Below are 20,535 nucleotides of genomic sequence, written 5' to 3' on the forward strand. Positions count from 1 at the left end.
ATGCAACTACACAATGTAAAAACGCAGTTTATTCTCCCCGCTCGGTTTGACAGTCGTGACATAGTTAGCATCAACTTCAGACATTTTATCCTATATTTGCGCAGTGACATTGCATCTGAAATTGAAGGCGATATCGTCGAAGTACGTTTCTTATGGACAGAAGAAGCCATTGCGCAGAATCACGCCATGCGATTAAATAACTTTCCACGCCATGCGCTGAGTATGCTTGAATTAATTGAAGACCGGATCGAACAGTTGCCGTGCACGGTTGCGGTGTGCGAAACCTCTAAATCTGGCTGCAATATTGCCATCGCCACGCAATCACCGCAGCTCATTTATACCATGATAAATGAAATGATTTGCCCGAACAAATTTACCATGCCAGTACTATACGAACACAATTGTTCATCTAAACAGTTTATCGACCAACGTTTGCGCAGCACTGAAGGGAAAGATGAATAAAATCTTATTCCTGCTGGATAAAAGAAATAGCATCAGTGAGGGTTAAGGGCTCTGAAAAATAGAATCCCTGCATATAGTGACAACCAGCTTGACGAGCAAAATCAGCCTGCTTTTGCGTTTCAATCCCTTCTAGCAAAATAGCCTTATTCAATCGTTGGCATAGCTGTATTATACTTTCTGCAATGATATTTTTCTGGCTTGATTTATCTTCCCCGGGAGCAAGAGACTTATCCAATTTTATTATCGATGTATAGGATTCACCCAGTTCAGAAACCGACGCATAACCCGCACCAAAATCGTCCAACGCTATACTGAAGCCCGATTTAGCCAGTTCGCGTAATACCTTTCGCGTGCCAACGTCATGCATGGCTGATTCAGTCACTTCCAACACAAGCGCCTCTGGCTTTACATCAAAATCTTCTAGGTACTCTAAAAATTGGCTGACCATTAATTTCGAGTTAAGCTGCAGAATAGACACGTTTACATGAAACTTTATCTGTCCAAGTCCAGCTTCCCTTAACGTCACGCAGGCAATACATACCTCCTTCAGCATTTTTAAGCCTACTGCGTTAATCATCCCCGTCTCTTCAGCGATGGGGATGAAACTTTCAGGATGAATATCACCAATATCCTGACTGTGCCAACGACACAGCGCCTCCAATGCCACCACACGATTTTCCGTGTCGACGATAGGTTGGAAGCGAGCGTGCAAGTCTTTATTTTCTATCGCATTAAATAAACCTTGTTCGACATATAAACGGTATTCAATCGCATCATTTTGTTCGCCAGAAAAGAATACTACTTGGTTCTTACCTTTACGTTTTGCCTCATACATGGCGATATCAGCATGTTTCAATAGATTTTCAGGCTCGACGCTTTCGTCCATCTGGGCGATGCCGATACTGGCGCTAATTCTCAGTTCAGTGTCACTGACATCGAAAACATCAGAAAATACTTCCAATAGTCGGTTACCCAATTGAGTCAGGTCACCCTCTTCCTGTACCAGGATGACAAACTCATCCCCGCCATGACGAATGAAGGTATCTTCGTTTCGGATCACAGAACGGATGCGGGTGGCGCACTGAGATAACAATTCATCGCCAACATTATGCCCATAGGTATCATTGACCAGTTTAAAGCCATCTAAATCAAGAAACACTAATGCCTGTATGGCTTGGGCATAGGACGCTTCGTTGAGAATAAGTTTGAGGTAATTTCTGTTACCGGCCCCGGTGAGCTGATCAGTAAAGGCAAGCGATTCCAGCTTTCTTTCCGCTTTATTCAGATCGGTAATATCTGAAAAAGTTGCCACATAGCATATCTGCTCATGACGCGGCGCAATTTCTGAGATGGTAACAAAAGCGGGAAACTCCACCCCGTCAGCGGTGAGCAGAATGGATTTACGGCGTACAATTTGTAAAGTATTAAGGGCCTTTTTCAGCTCCGAGGCATCCAGTCCGAACTGGAATATATCACAATGATGCAGGCTATTGAGGTCAAGTCGCAGTAGTGTTGAGAGTGCTCTGTTACATTCGATAATGCTAAATTTTTCGTCTAACAGTGCCACCCCTTCTACCAGTTGATCCAGGATTATGTTAGACAGTCGTAATTGTTTTATCTGGCGTTGCTTGTCGGTGACGTCAATTACCGCACCAATGATCACATCGTCATTGTGAAAATCAACTTCACTGAAAACGATATCAAGGTATTTTCTTCCCGCTCCCTGCTCTTCTAATACAATAGTTTTTCTAAGACTGGCACGTTTTTCAAGCGTATGAACAATCTCTTTACGTTCGCTTTCAGGAAATAACGCTAAAAAATCCTCCCGCGCGATTTGAGTTCCTGCCCCCAGTCGATTTTGAAGGCTTTTCGCCCCATCGAACGAAAAGGTTTTTCCTTTACCATCTAATTCTACCACGCCAAATTGTGCCGCTTCGGCGGCGACTTTAAAGCGTTTCTCCGAATTAATGACTTTTTGTTCAAGGGCGAATCGGTGAAGTGCAGTTTCGCAGGTAACTTTAATCGTCTTAGTGTCAAACGGCTTTACAATATAGCCATAAGGGGATGCTTTTAGCGCACGATTAACCGTATTATCGTCAGAATAAGCGGTTGTAAAGATGATTGGAATGGCAAATTGAGACGAGATCTTTTCTGCTGCCGCAATTCCATCGCTACCATCAGCCAGGTGAATATCCATGAGAATAAGCTCTGGCATTTCGGCTTTTGTCTTTTCAACAGCCTGTTCTTCTGAACGAGCGAGACCCACCACTTCTGCGCCTAACTGAGTCATCTCTCGCGCCAGATAGGTAGCGGCTATGGTTGTATCTTCAACAATTAAGACACGGCACTTTTCAATTAACGTCATCACCAAAACCTATTTATCATCCTGAAACATGGCTTTCAATTGCTGTCTCAGTTCATTATCTAATACGGGCTTGGTCAAAACAGGAATAGATCCAAATTCCTTAGGAAGTTGTAACTGATCGCCGTATCCGCTCATTATCATACAGGGTATGTTGTCAGCAAGTACACTCTGAATAAGGCCAAGTGAAGTGTCTTTACCCAGGTGGATATCAAATACCACAAAGTCAAAACTTTCATTTTCGTAGAGTTGTCTTGCCGTTTTAATATTGCCTACCACTGCTACCTGTTCTACGCCTATATCTTTTAACTTGTTTTGGATGTCCATAGCTATCACTAAATTATCTTCTACCACCAAAGCTGACCGAGGTAGAGCGGACACTTGGGTTTCGCTTAGTTTTTCACTAAACTCCGGTTTCGATTCATTTCCCTTCACTTCAGTGAAGAAACGTTTGGGAATACTGAAGCGTGCCTGCAAGCCATGCCGCGCAAGTTCAATATCAGTTGAACCTTGAAGTTCATGGGGTATCACCGATTGAATCAGCATCATTCCAAAACCTTCGCGTATTGAGGGCGCAACCGGCGGCCCGCCTGTTTCCCGCCATTCTATTATTAACTGTTGATCACTGGATAACTGCCAATGAATTTCCACTTTGCCACGTCCCGAATTGGACAGAGCGCCATATTTGGCCGCATTAGTGAAAAGCTCATGCACCACCAGCACAATTGGCGTGGCCGCTTCTGAATGTAAGTTAACTTTAGGGCCTGAGCGCGTTATGCGGCTATCGACATCGACATACGCTTGAATTTCGTTTTCGAGTAATTCATTCAATGAGATCTCTGTCCACTCGGACGCGGTTAGTTGGTCATGAGCCGATGCCAGCGCGGTTAACCGCCCCGTAAGAACTTTAACAAATTCTTCAGTATTTCGGTCGGTTTGGTCGGTCTGCAATACTATTGCATTGACCAGATTAAGAATGTTACGGACGCGGTGATTAAGTTCTGATATTAATATTTCATGCTTGCGGCTTGCATTTCGTACAATAGAGTCCCGTTCTTGCATGTGTCGAAGCACGACTTCAAGTAACGTAATCCGTAATGACTCTCCGATGATTTGCTCCTGATCAGTCCACTCATGACACAGATCTTCATGAGTCTCTTGCCATTGGTTGAAACTACCCCGGGGGAGCAATCTTGATCCGTTAGGCCCGAGCGAAACAGGCTTTTGTGGAGTGCCAGCCCAATTAATTGTTTTCGTTTGTGCCTCTCGGTAAAACAACAGATAATCACGGGGAGATTTTGAGATAGGAATGGCGAGTAATCCAGCAATGCCGTGGGTCTTCGTAGCATACTGTGGAAAAACCTTTGCCATTGAAACTAACGTATTGACCTGCCTGGGGGGCTGACTGTTTAGATATCGCACTACGCGTCTTAGTACCTCATCAGGTAAGGATTTACCTGTACTACTGACCTGCCCCTCAATAATTACAGTAATCCCATCGTTTTCAATCAACTCATCCAGCTTTCCAAACTGATTTGTAATGATATCTACCAATGCCCCGTCGGAAGCAATGGTCGACATGATTTTGTCATGAACTTTGCGCACACGGAGGCTTTCAGCTTCACGATCTTTTGCTAGCCGCGAAGAAAGCTCAAGGGCAAAAACTTCTGCAAATAGCTCAAGTTCAGTACGTTGGAAGTAAGAAGGGACTTTGGGAGAGTAGTGATGACATGCTATGAGCCCCCACAACTTGCCATTTACAATAAGTGATACAGAAAGTGATGCCACCACCCCCATATTTTTTAAGTATTCAATATGCATGGGTGACACAGCACGAAGGGTAGACAATGACAAATCTATTGCTTCATCCGGGTACCGACAGATGGGGAGTATCGGGTGAATCTCCTCATTCACATTTCCAATGATTCTTAACAGGTTTTTAAGGTAAAGTGCGCGGGCTTGCTTGGGAATATCCGACGCTGGAAAACGTAAGCCCAAAAACGCTTCTTGTTTGTGAGATTTGGCTTCAGCTATCACCTCACCCGAGCCATCAGATAAAAATTTATAGATCATTACACGGTCGAAGGACGTAATTAACCGCAGCTGTTCTGCCACCGATACGATGAGTGCTTCGGTATCATCTGCTCGACAAAATTGACTCAATAATGAACGAACGAAATGTTCTGACGTATCATGCTCTTTGGCTACAGGTTCGAATTCGATGATGATGAATTCACCATTGTGGTGGACTGACACATCTACTTCAATATTGGTTGCATCGATAAACTGATTGAATATACGCTCGTTACAGCCTGTGATCATGGATGACTGTAAGCCTGATCGAATATGATGCAAGGTATCTTTGTCGAGCCAATTTTTAATCGGTTCGCCGATAATTTTTTCGGCAGAGGTGCCAAAATAACGTTCGCTATTTTTTGAGCAATAGGCAACTGACCAATCGGATTGCAGTGCAATGAGACAACCATGACTTTGAATACTCCCGATCAAATGAATGGGTTCGCGATCACAGTTGGATAAATCGACTTTTTCAGGGTACGCTGGAGATGCAAATGATGGCATGACTTCTTCATCTATAATGATGTACGTTAGTACGTACTTAGTTTACCTCCATTTTTAAACATAAGATCAATATAGTTAGTATGATTAATACGTGTTTTTTTGACCACATTAAGCGCATAACGGCACCTTCTCACAAACGCTTGGAGAAAATGTATCCGTTCTCAACATTAATGTGTCCGCAGCGTTTCGATGAGCAAAGTTACCAGCACATTCTGCACACGATGGCAGCTTTTCATCTAAGCATTACCTCGTTAGGCGCCAGCGAAACTAAAACTGAATTGAAAACTCTGTTAGAGCCCCATTCGATCTCGACTGCTATCTATCAAGATTTGTCTCAACTGGATACCCATTTCGATATTTCTCAGGTGCAACCCCTATCGGTTGGCTCGGATGATATTCATTCGCTACTTGCCTTAGCTTATGTATGGGCGGGCTCAAGCATGGGGGCACAAATTTTATTAAAGTGGTTGCGAAGAAATGAAGCGTCGTTACCGAACGCTTATTACCAGAAAATGGCGCAACAGTCTGGAAAGTGGTTACAGGTCAAGCTGTTTATTAGCCAACAATTACAAAACGATGAGATCCAAGCTGAAACAATCATTAGATATGCAAATAAATGGTTTGAGGCAATTATACATGAGACCCAGCATACGTGTGTCTCTGTCCCGACTGACACTCGGAAACATGCCGCACCGCTTTGAATCATGAACATATCTGGTAGTATGCTGCCATTGCACAATGAATTCTGACTAAAGAACACAATAGATGAAAGTTATTTCCTTCAACATCAACGGTATCCGCGCCCGCCTGCATCAGCTAAAAGCACTCATTGATAAACATCAACCAGATGTTATCGGCTTGCAGGAAATCAAAGTACACAACGACCAGTTTCCACTTGAAGCAGTCCAAGAGTTGGGCTACCACGTTTTTTATCATGGTCAAAAAAGTCACTACGGAGTGGCTATGCTGACAAAAGATAAACCAGATAACGTGGTTATGGGATTCCCTACCGATGAAGAAGATGCCCAACGCCGAATGATTATGGTTACGCTTAAAGGAGCTTCTGATAAGCCTGTGACAATTTTAAATGGTTATTTCCCGCAAGGGGAGAACCGCGATCATGAGACAAAATTCCCTGCCAAGCGCAAGTTCTATCAAGATCTTATGCGATACCTTAATTCGTCTCACCAACCTGATGAGAATATCATCGTTATGGGCGATTTAAATATCTCACCTACAGACAATGATATAGGTATTGGCGAAGAAAATAAAAAACGCTGGTTGCGCACAGGAAAATGCAGTTTTTTGCCAGAGGAGCGTGAATGGTTAAATACGGTATACCAGTGGGGATTGAAAGACAGTTTCCGTGACTTACACCCGCACACTGACGACAAATTCAGCTGGTTTGATTATCGCTCAAAAGGGTTTAATGACAACCGCGGATTGAGAATTGATTTGATCCTAAGCACCTTGCCCGTGCACGAAACGCTGCAGAGTGCGGGCATCGATTATGAACTGCGCGGAATAGAAAAACCGTCGGATCACGCCCCTGTCTGGGCGGAATACGACCTTTAACTGAGTGCACTCGTTGACTATTCTTCAAATTATCTGTCTGGTCGCTTTCATTATTGTTATCGGCCTGACAATTAAAAATATCCCGTTCGCCCAATTTCGTGCGGATAGTCGCCGCCAGCATATTGTTTTTGGGGCGGCGGCCTCGGTATTCTTCCTGTGGATTTTCAGGGCAGGCATATTTCCGGGGCTGGATGTCCATTTTCTATGGCTTCCCGCGCTAGCCTTAATATTGGGATTTCGCTTTGCTATTTTAGCAGCCAGCTTCGCCTTGGCTGGTACGACGGTGATTGGTTTAGATTCGTGGTCTATGTTTGGGGTGAATGGCTTGTTAGGTATTTGTGCCCCTATCGCCTTAACGTATGTTATTTACATCATTTCCTTTCACCGCATTCCCAGAAACTTATTCGTGTACATTTTTGTCTGTGCCTTTTTTCCCGGCGCGGCTATGATAGCCATAAAGATGGGTTTACTAGGAGGCTACTACTTTATAGATGGAATGTATGAATGGGAGGTGATAAAAGATAACTATTTGATTTTAATTCCACTGCTCCTCTTCCCTGAGGGCATGCTAAATGGAATGACCTTAACACTTTTGACAATTTATAAACCTGAGTGGATTTATACGTTTCATGACAAATTTTATATCGATAATAAATAAACTACATCAAGCGTTACTTTTTAAATAGTATATCCATCACACTACTTAATTCGGTTTTACCCTCGCGAATTTCTTCTTCACTCAAGCCTGTAATTTCATGAGGAAACACTAGCCATTCTTCGCTGCTATTAATGTAATAATCTGGTTCGATATCCGTTTTATTGTTAGCAGGTTTAAACCAGGGGCAAGCAATGCGAATGTCTTGAGGTACGTTTAAACGCATTAGTTTTTTAATCTGTTTGATCAACGCATCCACGCTACGCCCTGAATCAAAAACATCATCGACGATTAGCAATGAATCACCCGCATTGGCATTTTCCACCAGATAATGCAGGCCATGCACGCGGATTTCTTTTGACTGCTGATTAATCCCGTAATAAGAAGAGGTGCGAACCGCTATATGATCGGTAGGCGTATTTCTGAATTCAAAAAACTCTTGTACCGCAATGCCGATGGGCGCCCCACCCCGCCAGATCCCAATGATAAAATCAGGACGAAATCCATCGTCATACACCTTCGCAGCTAGGCGAAAGCTATCCTCTAATAAAGACTGGGAGGTAATATAATGCTTTTTCATACTGACTTCTGCGTAATGATTAAAAGACCGGGAGTATAGTGAATTCGGACTTGTTTTGCACGGTCTAAACGTAATCTCACTTGCTAAATCTACTCATTTTGTAATGCGCTGGCAGGTTGTACAGACATCGCTTTGAACGCTGGATACAAACTTGCGATCACACACAAAATTAAAGAAAAGGCCATTACCAGGGCTATCTGTGACCAGCGTAAGTCGATAGGTACGCCAAGTCCGTTTTCTGCAAAAGCGATGGGGACATTCAATAAAGTTAAGAGGTTGTTAAGTTGTGTTGAGAGCAATATTCCTAAGACGCCACCGATTAAGGCACCTTTCATGCCGTTAAACACACCATTAAAAATAAAAATACTCATTATCTGGCTACGCGGCATTCCTTGCGTGCGCAGAATGGCGATATCGCCTTGTTTCTCGGTTACCACCATTACCAGGGAGGAGACAATGTTAAATGCCGCTACGGCTATGATCAGCAATAGCATCATCGACATCATATTTTTTTCCATTTTCACTGCGTCGAATAATGGCCCTTGGCGAGTCCGCCAATTCTCACTGGCCACTTGCAAATCATCCAAAGCCTGCACCACTTGCTGGTATTTAAACGCATCTTCTAAAAATAGGCGGCGATCACGTGGTGCTGAGGACGGCATTCTGAGTAACTTCTGCAGATCCTCAACATGTAAAAAAATTGCTTTATCGTCTAATTGGGAGCCCACATCATAAATGCCGCCAACCGTTACCAATCTTTGCGCGGGCATGCGGCCAAACGGGGTATATATGCTAGCTCCCGCAACCAATAGGCGCAGCCGGTCACCCACGTCAAGATCGAGTTGCACGGCCAGGGCTCTGCCTATCACAACATGATACTTGCCACGTTTGAGGTGGTTAAACTGCCCAGCCAGTAGCTTTGACTGCACGATACTGTGTTCTTGCATGATGTGCGGGTCGACACCCTGTAATTGAACACCTCGTAACCCGCTGCGCGACTGCACCACGCCTTCCGATTCGAGAAAATCCATTGCCGCGACCACGCCAGGAAAAGTAGATAAATCCTCAATTGCTTTTGAATCGTTCGCTTTAATGACAACATGCGGCGCAATACCTAATACCCTTTCCTTCAACTGCCCTTCAAATCCATTCATTACTGACACCACCACTATTAGCGCCATGACGCCTAGCGCAATGCCTGCGACTGAAAAACGATTAATAAACGCCACAAAGCTTTTATGCTTCCCTGACGTTGAATAGCGAAGAGCGATAAATGCAGGTAATGAATTTAACATAGTGTACGAAATGATCACTTTCTTAAGTCAATGCCTATACTTATATAAATTATACAGCCTATTAATATGGCAGTACTCGCGCACAGGCAACAATAGTAAACTCGTTATAGTACGTGTAAGCTAGCGCACTAACAAGTTGAGAAGTGAGAAGTATCAGGTAGATTAGATGGACAACTTAACGCTGGAACAAAAAAAGGCGCAATTCGATGAATTTTTCATGATTGCCCATCCAATAAAAATCAATATCAATTTGTTGACCGACGACTTTGTGTTGCCAGAACTGGAAAAGTTTGACGATGTCATGCCTTTTGCTTTTCGAGTCGCGAGTGAGATGTCAACGGTCCATTCACAATCACTACGACCATTACGTGGGTTAAGTGAACATGCCAGTGACTTAGTGGACTATCTTAATTTACAGTCGCGTAAAATAGATCTAATGATGTCTTACATCCTGCAACAACAGGACGAGCCAGAAGCCCGCTTTGAAACGGTGAAATTTGGTGGTGGTGGATTAGTTGTGCACCATGATGCTGAAATCCCCATTGGAACTAAAGCTGAATTGAAGCTTTTTTTAACTGAAGAGGCTGCCGCTATTTTTTGCTATGGTGAAGTTATTACTTGTCAGCCGGCTGAAGATGAATACCATATAGCGTTCATTTTTAATCGTATCCGGGAAGAAGACCAGGAATTACTTGTGCGGGCGAGTTTGCATTTGCAAACGCAGCAATTGCGTAAACGTTCGCAAAAGCGCCGTGAGCTATAGACTTGCGCACAAAGTACACTTCTTATTAAACGATACCACTAACTTGTGACAGGGTGATATGACTGCCTCACGTTCATCGCTTCCTTTACCAAAAATAAAGTCTCACGCCAAGGTTGGCGATCATCAGCAATGGGGGCAGCTCACCAGTAGCGCTCGAGCAATGGTTGTTAGCCAAGCCTATACGCAGCACGACGGGCCATTGCTTGTATTAACTACCGACACCCCGTCGGCCATGAAGCTTGAGCGTGAACTACATTTCTTTTTGAATGATGACAAGGCCACCGTTACCCTCTTTCCTGATTGGGAGACATTACCTTACGACGCCTTTTCCCCTCATCAGGATATTGTTTCGCAACGCCTTGAAACACTTTATTACTTGTCGAATAAAGCCAAAGGTATCTTTATTGTTCCGGTTAATACGTTGATGCAGCGCCTTGCACCGACCGATTATCTGAATAAATACCTGTTAATGTTACATAAGGGCGAAACGCTTGATCGAGATAATTTCAGGCGCAGGCTGGAACAAGCGGGTTATCTGCATGTAAATCAAGTGATGAGTCACAGCGAGTTTTCAATACGCGGCAGCATTATTGATTTGTTTCCTATGGGTAGTAATAAGCCTTACCGTATTGATTTATTTGATGACGAAATTGATTCCATCCGGTTCTTTGACCCTGATAACCAACGTTCGAGCGACGAAGTTACGGAGATTCGTTTACTGCCGGCAAGGGAATTTCCTACCGATAAAGATGCGCTGTCCCTGTTCAGACAGCAATTTTTAACTAAATTTGATGCCAGTAATGCGCGCGAATCAATCTTCTATCAGGTCAACAAAGGCACCTTACCCAGTGGCATTGAATATTACTTGCCTTTATTTTTTGAAAGCACCGCCACCCTGTTTGACTACCTTCACCCGGAGTTCGTGGTTCTCTTAAACGGCGATATTTTTCACGCAAGTGAAACCCATTGGAAGGACATTGCGGAACGTTATGAACAACTGCGGTATGATTTAACCCGCCCGTTATTGCCTCCGGAAGAGGTTTTTTTACCGGTAACAGAGTTATTTGAAGAAATAAAAAAGTGGCCGCGCGTCACCTTACAAAGTGAGACATTGCCTGAGAAAGTCGGGCACTTTAATGCAGGCTTTACCCCTTTATCTGACATTGCATTTGAACCGCAAAAGAAACATCCGGCAGAGCGACTTAAAAAATTACTCAAAGAGGCTAAATCACAACAAGATCGCGTACTGTTTTGCGCTGAATCGCAAGGCAGAAGAGAAAATCTGTTAGCGTTACTGAGTAAATCAGGTATTCGTCCTGCTGCATCGGCAGGGTTTAACGCTTTTTTAACCAGCGATGAAACAGTAGGGATCACGGTAGGCCAGGTAGAAAACAGCTTTATATGGCAAACGCCCACCGAGCGTATTGTAGTCATTACCGAGTCAGAACTGCTTGGACATAAAATAAGCCAGCGACGTTTACGTGAGAAACGTGCTGCTACCGATGAAAATGCCGTCATTCGAAACTTGGCAGAACTATCTATCGGGCAACCCGTGGTGCATTTGGACCATGGGGTTGGGCGATATCTAGGACTGCAAACGTTGGATGCGGGAGGCGTTACCACTGAATACTTGTGCATCGAATATTCGAAACAAGCCAAGTTGTATGTGCCTGTATCATCGCTCCACTTAATTGCCCGTTATACCGGTGGAGATGCTGAACACGCCCCGCTCAATGCTTTGGGCTCTGATGCCTGGACAAAGGCCAAGCAAAAGGCAGCCGAGAAAGTACGCGATGTGGCAGCAGAGCTGCTCGACGTCTATGCAAAACGGGCCTCAAAGCCTGGCTATGCATATCCGATAAATTGGGAAGAGTATAATGCCTTTGCCGACAGTTTTCCTTTTGAGGAAACCCCCGATCAGCAGCAAGCCATCACTTCCGTAATTCAAGATATGGGTAGCCCACAGGCCATGGACAGACTGGTATGTGGTGATGTCGGCTTTGGTAAAACTGAAGTTGCCATGCGTGCGGCGTTTTTAGCGGCCAATCAGGGTAAGCAGGTTGCGATACTGGTACCAACTACCCTACTCGCCCAGCAGCATTATGAAAACTTTGTTGATCGCTTTGCTAACTGGCCGTTCAATATTCAGGTAATGAGTCGCTTTGTTAGTAGCAAAAGTCAAAAAGAGATCATTGGTAATATTGAACAGGGTAAAGTTGATATTGTGGTGGGCACCCATAAGTTGTTACAAAACGATATCAAGTTTGCCGACCTTGGTTTGGTCATCATTGATGAAGAACATCGTTTTGGCGTTCGTCAAAAGGAAAAATTTAAATCCCTGCGAGCAGATGTGGATATACTAACGCTCACCGCGACACCTATTCCACGTACGCTGAATATGGCCCTCTCGGGCATGCGCGATTTATCCATTATCGCCACGCCGCCCGCTAAGCGCTTGTCGATAAAAACCTTTGTGCAACAAAGAAATAAAGCCACTATTCGTGAAGCTATCATGCGTGAAATATTACGTGGTGGACAAGTTTATTTCTTGCATAATGAAGTGGACACCATTGCTAAGACCGCCGAGGAAATTGCCGAAATTGTTCCCGAAGCACGGGTTGCTATCGGTCACGGCCAAATGCGTGAGCGTGAGCTTGAACAAGTGATGAGTGATTTCTATCATCAACGTCACAATGTACTCGTTTGTACCACAATCATTGAAACAGGAATAGACGTACCCACTGCGAATACCATTATTATGGATCGTGCGGACCATCTTGGCCTTGCCCAACTTCATCAGCTTCGTGGGCGCGTTGGCCGCTCCCATCATCAGGCATACGCATATTTGCTTACGCCGCACCCTAAGCGAATGACCAAAGATGCCGCCAAACGTCTGGAGGCGATTGCCGCACTGGAAGACTTAGGCGCCGGTTTCGCCCTGGCCACCCATGATTTAGAGATCCGCGGTGCAGGGGAATTATTAGGAGAAGGTCAGTCAGGCCAGATTACCAGTATTGGTTTCAGCTTATACATGGACATGTTGGATCAAGCGGTGACTGCATTGAAAGAGGGTCGCGAACCAACGTTAAATGATACGCTTGCAAATCAAACGGAGATTGAGTTGCGAATTCCTGCGTTGTTACCTGAAGACTATATTGCAGACGTAAACACGCGCCTATCTTTATATAAGCAACTGGCAAGCTGCGCTACAAAGGCTGAAATTGATGAATTCCAGATTGAATGTATCGATCGTTTTGGTTTACTACCCGATGCGGCTAAGAACTTGACCGCTGTGGCTGAATTGAAACTCATGGCAAAAGATTTGGGCATCCTTAAGCTGGATATGACCAGTGCAGGTGGTACTATTGAATTCAGCGAAAATGCAAAAGTCGACCCAGGATTCATCATCCAACTGGTGCAAACCCAATCTAATACATTCAAATTCGAGGGAAGCCAAAAATTGAGAGTTGTCAAACAAACCGATTCGGCCAAGGCACGCCTAACGTTTGTCAGCGAATTGCTAGCCGCGTTTGCAAAAGGAACGATTAAAAAATGAATTTTCGATGTTTATTCGCTTTACTATTTATCTCGGATTTAGCGCGAGCTCAAGCCGATGATAAATGGTGGTTCGACGTAGAGGTTATTTTATTTGATCGTGCCGTTGCCCTCACAGAACTTGATGAACAATTCCCCTTTGCTGATAACTTACGTCCCGTGGACGCTGATCTGGACCTAATAACCAACTTGCTGCAACCGGATATAACCCACTTAAAACAAAGCCTTCCTGAATGTGGAAAAGACCATGTGCTGCAGCTTACTTCGCCACCATCAGTTGAGTCCATTTTGCGTGAGCATGAAAAATGGAAGGTACGTCAAGATGGTAAAAATAATAGAATTAACGATGTTTCAAATTCGCTACAAAACGAATTACCCGCTGACGTTGCATCAGATGCTGCTTACGCTATAGAACCTGCGGCGCGCCCAGCTCAACCTAATGCAGACAGTAACATTCAGGCTTCAGGTGTAGCAGACCCGGTCACGGCCCAAAGGATTGCTCAACTATGGATGGATAATGCGTTGCCGCCCCTTCCACCACGTCCGAGTGTGCCAAGGATGCAATTTTGCCGTGAGATAACACCTTGGCTTACATGGGAACATGGTAAGTGGACATGGCATCGAGAAGATAATTCCATACCCTATCCAGATGAGATTAAAATCGAGCTAAATGGGGATGATAATCCTGCTGCTAACTATCCACGCATATTGCCTGATTCCGCCCGTGAATTGACAAAGCTGTCACAACAGATACGGCAGGCAAGAGGCCTCAACAGGCTTCTCCACATGACCTGGCGACAACAGGTAAAGTTTGGTCAAGATAAAGCAGACAAAGTCAGGTTATTCGCGGGAAATGACTACTCGAATCAGTTCACGCTCACTGGCGATGAAAAAAGCGATGAAGTGATTGAATTAACACTTGCTAAAGAAGGGGTGGCAGACGCCACTCAAGACGAGTTTTTTAATGATTTGTATCGTCAGTTAGCTGAACCTCAGGAAGTTCCCTTCGCCAGCATGATGGCTGCGATAAAAGATGATGAGCGTAAGGCTAAACAAGGTTCGACGACGGAAACGAATTTCGCCCGTATTCCGATTTGGAAGCTTGATGGATACATGAAAGTGTATTTGAAATACATCAATCGCGTGCCCTACTTGCATATCGAAAGTGAACTATTTTATCGTCAGCCGATCCCACTGACAGCTAAGCAAAATGACCAGGAAGATTTGCAATACCGCCTAGTGTCCATTCCTTTTCAGCAAATGCGAAGAGTGATTAGTAAGCAAATTCATTACTTTGATCACCCGTTATTTGGAATGGTAGTGCAGATCAGAAGGCATCAGTTACCTATGGATGAGAATTAGCCATGGCAAAAATTTATACAAAAAAAGGGGACACCGGGCACACTCAGGTTTATCTTGAAAAAACAGAACGCTTAATTAAGTCGGATGAGATTTTGACGGTATACGGTGACCTGGATGAACTCAACTCCAACATAGGATTATTAATAAGTGTCAGTAAACCACCGAACCCTTTGTTATCAACGATACAAAATGCGTTGTTTGAAGTTGGCTTTGCCATCTCGGCGACAACCTCGTTAACCATAGAAGACGTAGCGGCTATCGAAGATGAAATCGATCGTCTCAGCACGAAACTTCCTCCACAGCGAGCATTCATTTTACCCGGAGGCACCGTGAGTGCGTCGCACTCTCATATTTGTCGGGCAGTGTGCAGACGAGCTGAGCGCTCGCTCGTTGCGTTATCAGAAAAACACCAAATCCCAGCCGTTATAATGCAGTTTATAAACCGGCTATCAGACTATTTCTTTATTTTAGCTCGTTATGAAAATGCGACGAATGGGGTTGAAGATGTTGAGAAAATATCTCGTTAAACCCACCCTGTTATGTATCTTTCCACTGTGTTGGTTGCCCTTCGCATCACCACAAGCTTCTGACCTCCCTTCGTTACAGTGGCTATCTGGTTGCTGGAAGCATGAGTCCGCAGAAAAGAAAACGGTGGAGCGTTGGCTACCCTTAGAGGGAAACATAATGTTTGGGGTGGGATTTACGGTGGCGAATGGTGTCACCACCCAATATGAATTTCTTGAAATCAAAACCAACGCGGATACATTGACATACATTGCTTCGCCCGCTAACCAGACACGTACAACCTTTGCGCTATTAGAGCAGTCAACAAACCAGGTTATATTTGAAAATCCTTCGCATGACTTTCCCCAGCTTATTTCGTATCAGCGAAAACATAAGCAATTAACCATTTCTCTTCGCGGTGTGATAGACACAAATCAGCAAGAATTTACCTATCAGTTAACCAGATACCCCTGTAATGATTCCACTTAGTTGGCACGAGGGATCACTCATTACATAATTCTTCTGATTTTGGATGCGTACTCTGCGTCACGGTCGTGAAAGCCTATCCGGGTTGACATAGCGCAGCACTAACATGAAGGCCCCACATTCATAACAAGAAAAAGTAGCAAAAATACTCCACGCTACATTGCAGTGAACGAATAAATTAGCGGCCTCGTTGCGTATTTTTCACCAATGAAGCGGGCGTGGATACATACTTTTTATCATTAAGCTGTTCCACATTATTCAGGTCGTCTAACAAAAACAAAAATTTATTCCGCTCGCACAACTTTTCTTCACATGACTGCGACTTAGTCAATAACTTAACGAAAATCTTACAGGATCACATCATGATAAAGTTAACCAAAGTTGCAATTATTGCCTCAGGAATGGTCGCATTCACCACTCATTTGTCTTTGGCCAACCCCAGTGAATATCGTTTAATTGCCTTTGATAACTGTGAAGTAGTAACTGAACATGAATTAAACGCATCGCAAATCGAAGCTTATAGGGCACTTAAATCTTCAGAAAATAGAATGGAATCGATTTCACAACCTATTCATCTCATTCAAGATGACATTGATAGCTATTCAGAGCAAATAGGCGAATTAACCGAGCGTGCGGTCAAAGAAGAAGGCGATATGCTTTTCATTAATAAAGCACTTCTTAATGAACAAAAAGCACTAACGGAAAAACTGGAAACCCTAATCAAGGCGCATGAAGCTGACTTTTCCGCTTTAGAAAAGGAGGGACGCCGGATTGAAGTGAGAGCCAGGGAATTCGAAAAACAAGTTCACCCGCTGTTAGAAAATATTAGCTACGACTTCATACGCATCATCGGACCTGAAAATAAAGATGATCCGTATAGTTGTAACAGTAAAAATATCGCCATGTTTAACCTCTAATTGCATAAAAAGGGGTCGGAGTCATTTAACTAACTTAATTGACTCCGACCCTTTTTGGGCTTTTCACTGGATGGCTTGCTGCAGGACACTTAATGCAGCCTGATACAACGCCTTGCTTTCTTTAGGTAATTTATGGTGGATTAGCTGACTCAGCCGCGGATTACCAATATGCGTTTGCGACAGATTATCGAGAATATGAGCGGCGCCAGCTGGATTATTACAGGCCAGAATCATGTCGCATCCAGCGTGCATTGCAGCCTCCCCTCTCTGACAATAGTTGCCAGCGACTGTAGCTCCTTCCATGGACAAATCATCTGAAAAAATTACTCCTGAAAAGCCGAATTGTTGCCTGAGCATGGTTTGTAACCAATACGACGAGAAACCAGCCGGCTCCGGATCTACCGCAGAATAAACGACATGCGCAGGCATAATGGCATCAAGCAGGCCTTCTTCAATACATGCTTTAAATACGTCCGTATCCTGCTTCAATATTGCATTTAGCGGACGATCATCTACTGGCAGCGCTATATGGGAATCCGCTTCAACACTTCCGTGTCCTGGAAAATGTTTACCGGTCGTCGGCATATTCATATGCCGCATACCCGTTAAGAATTCTTTCGCTAAAAAGGTCACATTATCAACGTTATCAGCAAAGGCACGATCGCCAATAACATTCGACACACCGTTTATGTCCAACACTGGTGCAAAACTTAAATCAATATCCATCAATTTAAGTTCGTAGGCCATAATAATCCCGCACGCTTGAGCAAGCTTCCCTGCCGCCTCCATTGAGCTAGCGTATTCTATGAGACTTCCCATGGCTGGTAAATGCGTAAACTCATGCCTGAAGCGTTGTACCCGGCCACCTTCGTGGTCCACGGCGATAATTAAGGGCGAGGTACTCGCTTTACGAATTTGCTGTATTAGCTCCTGCAGTTGAGATCTATCATGATAATTCCGCGCAAATAAAATTATCCCGCCAACCAATGGATGACCAATCATCTCTCGCTCTTGCGCCGTTAATAATTCTGCGGAACAGTCCATCATCAAGGGACCCATCACATACCTCTTAAAAAGTAACTTCTCTTCACTCAACGTGTTGGTTAGGATAGACGAAAAAGCTGGAGTTTAACACGTGATTCACTGGATGAAATGGCTGATTATTGGAATATTGAGCATTGTCTTAGCTACCTCCGTTACGTTGATCATCATTCTTAGATTGAGCCTTCCAACGCTTGATGGTTCACTCACCTCGCCTAACATCAGTACACAAGGTTCGTTATCGCGGGATACATTAGGGCAGGCTATTATTTCCGCCGAAAACCGCAATGACGCGGCCTATCTACTGGGTCTCGCCCACGCCCAGGACAGATTAACGCAGATGGACTTGCAACGCCGGGTGGCAGCAGGTGAATTAGCTCAGTGGTTGGGTAGTAACTTAATTGAGATTGATAAAGAAGCCCGTTTTCATCAATTTCGTCAACGAGCTGATGCAGTCTTTCGCCAGTTAGATGCTGATAATCAGGCGTTGTTAATCGCTTACTCCAAGGGGGTCAATGAGATAATTGAGAATTTGACTGCCCCGCCGATGGAATATCTATTGACTGGATTCTCGCCTGCCCGCTGGACGCCCCAAGACAGTATTTTGGTTGCCTATTCTATGTATATGGATCTGCAACTTGGGCAGGTAGAACTTGATATGGCCCGAACTGGTGTAATACGCTATTTTGGTACCTCCATGCACAATTTTCTTGCGCAGCCGAGTCCTTATCAGGCTGCACTTGATTCCAGCGTCATCGCTGATACTCACCCCCCCATTCCCGAATTAAATATTCCCGATAACCTTACCTACGCTCCCACCCTCGAACCGCTTGATATAGGCAGTAACAACTGGGCAGTAACAGGTGCGCTAACCCGAACTGGCAGCGGTATGTTAGCGAACGATATGCACTTAGGATTACGCGTGCCCATTATCTGGTACCGCACTCAATTGAACTACCAACGTGACGATAAAAATGTCCAGCTAACTGGCGTCTCTCTGCCTGGATTGCCCGGTGTAGTGGTAGGAACAAATGGCGCAATAGCCTGGGGATTTACCAATTCAAACCTGGATAATGTTGACTGGGTTGAGCTGACCGAATCTACCAAAACAAGTATGTTTGTGGAACGCATTGAGGCAGGCGAGAGCCAACATGATTACGAGTTAGAGATGAGCCCATATGGTCCCGTCAAAAATATCGACGGCAAACGGTATGCATTGACCTGGGTAGCGCATTTTCCCTACGCGGTAAATTTGAATATTACTAATTTAGATCTTGCCCAATCGGTAGATGAAGCCCTTGAGCTGGCTAAAAGCATGGCTATACCAGCGCAAAACTTTGTGGTTGTAGATAAAAATGGCAATACCGCGTGGATGCCTGGTGGTGCCGTCTCAGCGCGTCCCACCCCCTCCTTGAGTGCAATAACTGAAGAACAGTGGCACGAAGGCTGGGCACACAACGAAACACATCTTCCTACGGTGAAAAACCCATTCCACAACAGGATATGGACAGCAAATTCGCGGGTGATATCTGTTGAGCAATTATCACGTTTCGGTGATGGCGGTTATGCATTAGGTGCACGGGCTAAACAAATTAAACAACGTCTATTCGAAAAAGAAGTGTTTGACGAAAGCGACTTTTACGCTATTCAACTAGACAATAAAGCCGAGTTTTTATCCCCCTGGCAGCAACACTTGTTATCGTTGTTGCAAACAGCACCAAATCGATATGCTGAGGATATTCAAGCACTCAAAAATTGGCAGAGCTGCGCGTGTGAATCGTCGGTTGGATACACTTTGGTAAGACGATACCGCTCAGCGGTTATCGATGCAGTGTTCAGCCCCATATTCAGCACGCTGCGTGAGAAGGGAATAGATCCAGCACCATTACATCGAAAAATTGAACCCGCATTGTGGCAACTGATCACGCAACAACCTGGAAGTTGGCTGCCTGCTGAACAAAAGTCATGGAGTACATATTTAATAGCGCAGTATGATGAGGCTAAGCGGAGATTGTTTAAGAAACATAACACCCAGTCACTTGCCGAGTTAAATTGGGGAGAAATAAACGCCTTGCAAGTGAACCATCCTTTCGCAAAACAAATCCCGCCGCTGGCGAATTATTTGAATATGGAGAAAGTAAAAGGGTATGGTGATAGTTACATGCCTGCAGTACAACTTCCAGCGTTTGGGGCGTCCCAACGCTTTTTCGTTCAACCTAAACATCTGGAAAAAGCGATAATGACCATTCCCGGTGGTCAATCGGGCCACCCACTCTCCCCGTATTATAAAACAGGGTTTGATGATTATGCGCAGCATCGCTCTACGCCGCTGTTGCCAGGGGAAATTGAGCATACCCTTATCATCACGCCGAGAAATTAGTAGAAAACGGGCGGCGTA

The 20,535-nt window shown here is 44.5% G+C and carries 16 protein-coding genes; 11 read left to right on the plus strand and 5 right to left on the minus strand.

Going from position 1 to position 20,535, the window contains the following annotated elements:
- Entirely contained in the window at positions 1-462 is a 462-nt protein-coding gene (locus tag OPS25_RS09670; RefSeq protein WP_265617501.1) for a hypothetical protein, read from the plus strand.
- 4 nt (positions 463-466) lie between these two features.
- Here the strand turns inward: OPS25_RS09670 and OPS25_RS09675 are convergent, their stop codons facing one another.
- Together OPS25_RS09675 and OPS25_RS09680 are read right to left on the minus strand one after the other, a co-directional pair.
- On the minus strand, positions 467-2,827 hold the full coding sequence (locus OPS25_RS09675) for a two-component system response regulator (protein WP_265617502.1): 2,361 nt from the start codon (positions 2,825-2,827) through the stop codon (positions 467-469).
- 9 nt (positions 2,828-2,836) lie between these two features.
- A complete protein-coding gene (locus OPS25_RS09680; protein ID WP_265617503.1) occupies positions 2,837-5,404 on the minus strand; it encodes an HWE histidine kinase domain-containing protein in 2,568 nt (855 codons plus the stop codon).
- Between the two features lie 149 nt (positions 5,405-5,553).
- Here OPS25_RS09680 and OPS25_RS09685 point away from each other — a divergent pair, with 149 nt between their 5' ends.
- From OPS25_RS09685 to OPS25_RS09695, 3 genes are all read left to right on the plus strand, one after another.
- Positions 5,554-6,105, plus strand: coding sequence for a heme oxygenase-like domain-containing protein (locus OPS25_RS09685; RefSeq protein WP_265617504.1), 552 nt, complete (start codon positions 5,554-5,556; stop codon positions 6,103-6,105).
- Between the two features lie 64 nt (positions 6,106-6,169).
- Complete coding sequence (gene xthA / locus OPS25_RS09690) at positions 6,170-6,979, plus strand: exodeoxyribonuclease III (protein WP_265617505.1); 810 nt, start codon at positions 6,170-6,172, stop codon at positions 6,977-6,979.
- 13 nt (positions 6,980-6,992) lie between these two features.
- Positions 6,993-7,637, plus strand: a complete 645-nt coding sequence (locus OPS25_RS09695; RefSeq protein ID WP_265617506.1) for an energy-coupling factor ABC transporter permease — start codon at positions 6,993-6,995, stop codon at positions 7,635-7,637.
- Between the two features lie 13 nt (positions 7,638-7,650).
- Here OPS25_RS09695 and OPS25_RS09700 read toward each other — a convergent pair whose 3' ends face one another.
- Positions 7,651-8,214, minus strand: coding sequence for a phosphoribosyltransferase (locus OPS25_RS09700; RefSeq protein WP_265617507.1), 564 nt, complete (start codon positions 8,212-8,214; stop codon positions 7,651-7,653).
- An 89-nt stretch (positions 8,215-8,303) separates the two neighbouring features.
- Positions 8,304-9,509, minus strand: coding sequence for a lipoprotein-releasing ABC transporter permease subunit (locus OPS25_RS09705; RefSeq protein WP_265617508.1), 1,206 nt, complete (start codon positions 9,507-9,509; stop codon positions 8,304-8,306).
- A gap of 166 nt (positions 9,510-9,675) precedes the next feature.
- Here OPS25_RS09705 and OPS25_RS09710 point away from each other — a divergent pair, with 166 nt between their 5' ends.
- From OPS25_RS09710 to OPS25_RS09735, 6 genes are all read left to right on the plus strand, one after another.
- Entirely contained in the window at positions 9,676-10,272 is a 597-nt protein-coding gene (locus tag OPS25_RS09710; RefSeq protein WP_265617509.1) for a PilZ domain-containing protein, read from the plus strand.
- Positions 10,273-10,330: 58 nt separating this feature from the next.
- Positions 10,331-13,828: a transcription-repair coupling factor gene (mfd, locus tag OPS25_RS09715; protein ID WP_265617510.1), complete on the plus strand. Its 3,498-nt coding sequence runs from the start codon at positions 10,331-10,333 to the stop codon at positions 13,826-13,828.
- Positions 13,825-15,189: a CsiV family protein gene (locus OPS25_RS09720; protein WP_265617511.1), complete on the plus strand. Its 1,365-nt coding sequence runs from the start codon at positions 13,825-13,827 to the stop codon at positions 15,187-15,189. Before mfd ends, OPS25_RS09720 begins: the two co-directional genes overlap by 4 nt.
- A 2-nt stretch (positions 15,190-15,191) precedes the next feature.
- Positions 15,192-15,716, plus strand: coding sequence for a cob(I)yrinic acid a,c-diamide adenosyltransferase (locus tag OPS25_RS09725; protein WP_265617512.1), 525 nt, complete (start codon positions 15,192-15,194; stop codon positions 15,714-15,716).
- Positions 15,694-16,182, plus strand: coding sequence for a DUF6265 family protein (locus OPS25_RS09730; RefSeq protein WP_265617513.1), 489 nt, complete (start codon positions 15,694-15,696; stop codon positions 16,180-16,182). Before OPS25_RS09725 ends, OPS25_RS09730 begins: the two co-directional genes overlap by 23 nt.
- A gap of 359 nt (positions 16,183-16,541) precedes the next feature.
- On the plus strand, positions 16,542-17,096 hold the full coding sequence (locus OPS25_RS09735; RefSeq protein ID WP_265617514.1) for a hypothetical protein: 555 nt from the start codon (positions 16,542-16,544) through the stop codon (positions 17,094-17,096).
- A 63-nt stretch (positions 17,097-17,159) separates the two neighbouring features.
- On the opposite strand, the gene nagZ is transcribed toward OPS25_RS09735, so the two are convergent.
- Positions 17,160-18,155 (minus strand): beta-N-acetylhexosaminidase, encoded by a 996-nt coding sequence (gene nagZ, locus OPS25_RS09740; protein ID WP_265617591.1) that lies wholly within the window; start codon positions 18,153-18,155, stop codon positions 17,160-17,162.
- An 88-nt stretch (positions 18,156-18,243) separates the two neighbouring features.
- Here nagZ and OPS25_RS09745 point away from each other — a divergent pair, with 88 nt between their 5' ends.
- Positions 18,244-20,517: a penicillin acylase family protein gene (locus tag OPS25_RS09745; RefSeq protein WP_265617515.1), complete on the plus strand. Its 2,274-nt coding sequence runs from the start codon at positions 18,244-18,246 to the stop codon at positions 20,515-20,517.
- Positions 20,518-20,535: the final 18 nt, after the last annotated feature.

Origin of the sequence: Alteromonas aquimaris (assembly GCF_026183695.1) — a bacterium.
Lineage (GTDB): Bacteria > Pseudomonadota > Gammaproteobacteria > Enterobacterales > Alteromonadaceae > Alteromonas > Alteromonas aquimaris.

Excerpts from the sequence above, each read along its gene's own strand:
- OPS25_RS09680 (WP_265617503.1), bottom strand. The coding sequence starts at position 5,404 with ATGCCATCATTTGCATCTCCAGCGTACCCTGAAAAAGTCGATTTATCC.
- OPS25_RS09745 (WP_265617515.1), top strand. The coding sequence starts at position 18,244 with ATGAAATGGCTGATTATTGGAATATTGAGCATTGTCTTAGCTACCTCC.
- OPS25_RS09710 (WP_265617509.1), top strand. The coding sequence starts at position 9,676 with ATGGACAACTTAACGCTGGAACAAAAAAAGGCGCAATTCGATGAATTT.
- nagZ (WP_265617591.1), bottom strand. The coding sequence starts at position 18,155 with ATGGGTCCCTTGATGATGGACTGTTCCGCAGAATTATTAACGGCGCAA.
- OPS25_RS09720 (WP_265617511.1), top strand. The coding sequence starts at position 13,825 with ATGAATTTTCGATGTTTATTCGCTTTACTATTTATCTCGGATTTAGCG.
- OPS25_RS09730 (WP_265617513.1), top strand. The coding sequence starts at position 15,694 with ATGTTGAGAAAATATCTCGTTAAACCCACCCTGTTATGTATCTTTCCA.
- xthA (WP_265617505.1), top strand. The coding sequence starts at position 6,170 with ATGAAAGTTATTTCCTTCAACATCAACGGTATCCGCGCCCGCCTGCAT.
- OPS25_RS09705 (WP_265617508.1), bottom strand. The coding sequence starts at position 9,509 with ATGTTAAATTCATTACCTGCATTTATCGCTCTTCGCTATTCAACGTCA.
- OPS25_RS09685 (WP_265617504.1), top strand. The coding sequence starts at position 5,554 with ATGTATCCGTTCTCAACATTAATGTGTCCGCAGCGTTTCGATGAGCAA.
- OPS25_RS09725 (WP_265617512.1), top strand. The coding sequence starts at position 15,192 with ATGGCAAAAATTTATACAAAAAAAGGGGACACCGGGCACACTCAGGTT.
- OPS25_RS09670 (WP_265617501.1), top strand. The coding sequence starts at position 1 with ATGCAACTACACAATGTAAAAACGCAGTTTATTCTCCCCGCTCGGTTT.
- OPS25_RS09735 (WP_265617514.1), top strand. The coding sequence starts at position 16,542 with ATGATAAAGTTAACCAAAGTTGCAATTATTGCCTCAGGAATGGTCGCA.
- mfd (WP_265617510.1), top strand. The coding sequence starts at position 10,331 with ATGACTGCCTCACGTTCATCGCTTCCTTTACCAAAAATAAAGTCTCAC.
- OPS25_RS09675 (WP_265617502.1), bottom strand. The coding sequence starts at position 2,827 with ATGACGTTAATTGAAAAGTGCCGTGTCTTAATTGTTGAAGATACAACC.
- OPS25_RS09700 (WP_265617507.1), bottom strand. The coding sequence starts at position 8,214 with ATGAAAAAGCATTATATTACCTCCCAGTCTTTATTAGAGGATAGCTTT.